Source organism: Ramlibacter sp., from assembly GCF_035706265.1.
Taxonomy (GTDB): Bacteria; Pseudomonadota; Gammaproteobacteria; order Burkholderiales; family Burkholderiaceae_C; genus Ramlibacter.
This window is the reverse complement of sequence record NZ_DASSVG010000434.1, coordinates 1-2,546: the sequence shown is the minus strand read 5'-3', so window position 1 is coordinate 2,546 and position 2,546 is coordinate 1. Positions and strand designations below refer to the sequence as shown.

Annotated in this window: 4 protein-coding genes; all 4 read left to right on the top strand. The window is 70.0% G+C overall.

Annotated features, from left to right (window positions below):
• On the top strand, window positions 1-922 hold a 922-nt coding region (locus tag VFM98_RS15445; RefSeq protein ID WP_325110799.1), incomplete at its 5' end, for a single-stranded-DNA-specific exonuclease RecJ.
• 81 nt (window positions 923-1,003) lie between these two features.
• Window positions 1,004-1,369, top strand: a complete 366-nt coding sequence (locus VFM98_RS15440; RefSeq protein WP_325110798.1) for an STAS/SEC14 domain-containing protein — start codon at window positions 1,004-1,006, stop codon at window positions 1,367-1,369.
• Window positions 1,370-1,430: 61 nt separating this feature from the next.
• Window positions 1,431-1,559 carry a hypothetical protein gene (locus tag VFM98_RS15435; protein ID WP_325110797.1) on the top strand — a complete coding sequence of 43 codons (129 nt, stop codon included), beginning with the start codon at window positions 1,431-1,433 and terminating at the stop codon, window positions 1,557-1,559.
• 160 nt (window positions 1,560-1,719) lie between these two features.
• Window positions 1,720-2,546 (top strand): asparagine synthase-related protein (locus tag VFM98_RS15430; protein ID WP_325110796.1); only part of this gene is annotated, 827 nt, incomplete at its 3' end.

Genomic DNA, 2,546 nt, shown 5'->3' with positions numbered 1-2,546 from the left:
CGAGGCAGGCAAGCGCAGCGTGGCCACGCTGTGTGCCAGCGACCTCGGCTTCGTGGTGGGCCCGCGGCTGAACGCGGCCGGGCGGCTGGAAGACATGCGCCTGGGCGTGGAATGTCTGCTCACCGACGACCTGGCCGAGGCGCGCCGCCATGCCGAACGGCTCGACACGATCAATCGCGAGCGGCGCGACCTGCAGGCCTCGATGGTGGCCGAGGCCGAACTGATGGTCGGCACGGCCCACGCCACCGATGCGGTGGGTGTGGCCTTGTTCGAGCCGAGCTGGCACGCGGGGGTGGTCGGACTGGTGGCATCCAAGCTGAAGGAGCGCCTGCACCGGCCGGTGATCGCGTTCGCGCCGGCGAGCGAGGACGAGACCGCGGTGCTGCGCGGTTCGGCGCGCTCGATCCCCGGCTTCCACATCCGCGACGCGCTGGCCGCGATCGACGCGCGCCAGCCAGGCCTGGTCGAGCGATTCGGCGGCCATGCCATGGCGGCGGGCCTCAGCCTTCGCGCCGACGATTTCGGCCGCTTCGCCGCCGCCTTCGACGCGGTGGCGCGCGAATGGCTGGGCGAGCGGCCCCTGCAGCCGGTGCTCGATACCGACGGCGAACTCGCGCCCGAGCACCTGCAGCTGGACCTGGCCCGCCTGCTGCGCCACGCCGCGCCATGGGGCCAAGGGTTTCCCGAGCCGGTGTTCGACAACGTGTTCGAATGCCCGTCCTGGCGCGTGATGGCCGAAAAGCACCTGCGGCTGGACCTGCGCGACCCACGCGACGGCCGCCAGCATGCAGCGGTGATGTTCAACGGCTACCACGGCCAGCCGCCCGCGCCGCGGTTGCGCGTGGCCTACGAGCTGGCAGTGAACGAGTGGCAGGGGCGCGAGAGCCTGCAGCTGCTGGTGCGCCACATCACGCCGGCCTGAGCGGTCTTCACGCCGCGCCGCTTGCGCCGCCGTGCCCACGGGTGTGCGATGGCGGCTCCGCCACCACGAGGAGCCTGCACCATGATCGAACAGATCGCCGACCTGCCTGCCGGCGTGCTGGGCTTTCGCGCCCGCGGCCAGGTGACCGCCGCCGATTACGAGAACGTACTGGTGCCGGACGTCGAGGCAGCATTCGCGCTGAACCCCACGTTGCGCCTGCTGTACCACTGTGGCGAGGATTTCACCGGTTTCGACGCCAGGGCGGCCTGGGACGATGCCAAGCTGGGCCTGCGTCACTTCACCGGCTGGGAGCGGGTGGCGCTGGTCACCGACGTGGCCTGGCTGCGCTTCGCGGCCAGGGCCATGGGCTTTGCCATGCCGGGCGAATTCCGCCTGTTCGGCAACGCCGAGCTGGATGCGGCGAAGCAATGGCTGCTGTCGCCGTGAGTGAGAATCGCCGTCCAAAATTATTCTTGCGTCGCAACATGCGTCGTGATCTAGTCGCGCCATGTCCAGCACCTGCACCCGCACCCTGAACCTCGCCGATGCCCCGCATCGCGCGTTGGCGTGCGTGGCCAAGGGCCTGAATAACCGCCATGGCAATAACCGCCGCCTCACCGGGCGGGCCATCGCGTAGACGCAGTTTCCAGTTCCACACACGCGAAAAAGGCCCGCCCAGTGCGGGCCTTTTTCGTTTTTCGGCCACGGATGGCCGGTATGCCGGAAGGCCAGGAGCGCCCTCCGGTGCCACACCACGTGCACGTCAGAGGGGAAAGGCCATGTGTTCGATCTTCGGAATGTTCGACCTGCAGCCCGGCGACGACCTCGCTGGCCTGCGCCGGCAGGCGCTGGAACTGTCGCAGCGCCAGCGTCATCGCGGGCCGGACTGGAGCGGGGTGTATGTCGATGCGGGGGTGATCCTGGTGCACGAGCGCCTGGCCATCGTCGATCCGGCCTCGGGCGCGCAGCCGCTGCGCTCGCGCGACGGCGCGCTGGCGCTGGCCGTGAACGGCGAGATCTACAACCACCGCGAGCTGCGCGCGGCCAGCGACTACGACTTCACCACCGGCTCGGACTGCGAGGTGATCAACGCGCTGTACCGCGATCTCGGCGGCGACGCCTTCGTGCGCGAGGGGGTGAGCAAGCTCAACGGCATCTTCGCCTTCGCGCTGTGGGATGGCGCCAGCCAGCGCCATGTGATCGCCCGCGATCCGATCGGCGTGTGCCCGCTGTACTGGGGCCACGACGGGGAAGGGCGGCTGTGCGTGGCCTCGGAGATGAAGGCGTTGGTCGGGGTGTGCCACGACGTGGCGGCGTTTCCGCCGGGCCACGTGTTCGACAGCGCCACGGGGGAGCTGACCCGCTACTACGTCAAACCCTGGCGCGACTACGAGGCGACCCGGGGGCAGGGGCCGGAGGGCCTGCGCGAAGCCTTCGAGCAGGCCGTACATCGCCAGCTGATGACCGACGTGCCCTACGGCGTGCTGCTCTCCGGCGGCCTCGATTCCTCGCTGGTCGCCGCCTGCGCCGCCCGCTTCGCCCGCGAGCGTATCGAGGACGACGATCGTTCCGAGGCCTGGTGGCCGCGCCTGCACTCGTTCGCGATCGGCCTGGAAGGTTCGCC

Bases quoted from the DNA above. Each gene is read 5' to 3' on its own strand.
- VFM98_RS15440 (WP_325110798.1), top strand. From the start codon at position 1,004: ATGATCGAACAGATCGCCGACCTGCCTGCCGGCGTGCTGGGCTTTCGC.
- VFM98_RS15435 (WP_325110797.1), top strand. From the start codon at position 1,431: ATGTCCAGCACCTGCACCCGCACCCTGAACCTCGCCGATGCCCCGCAT.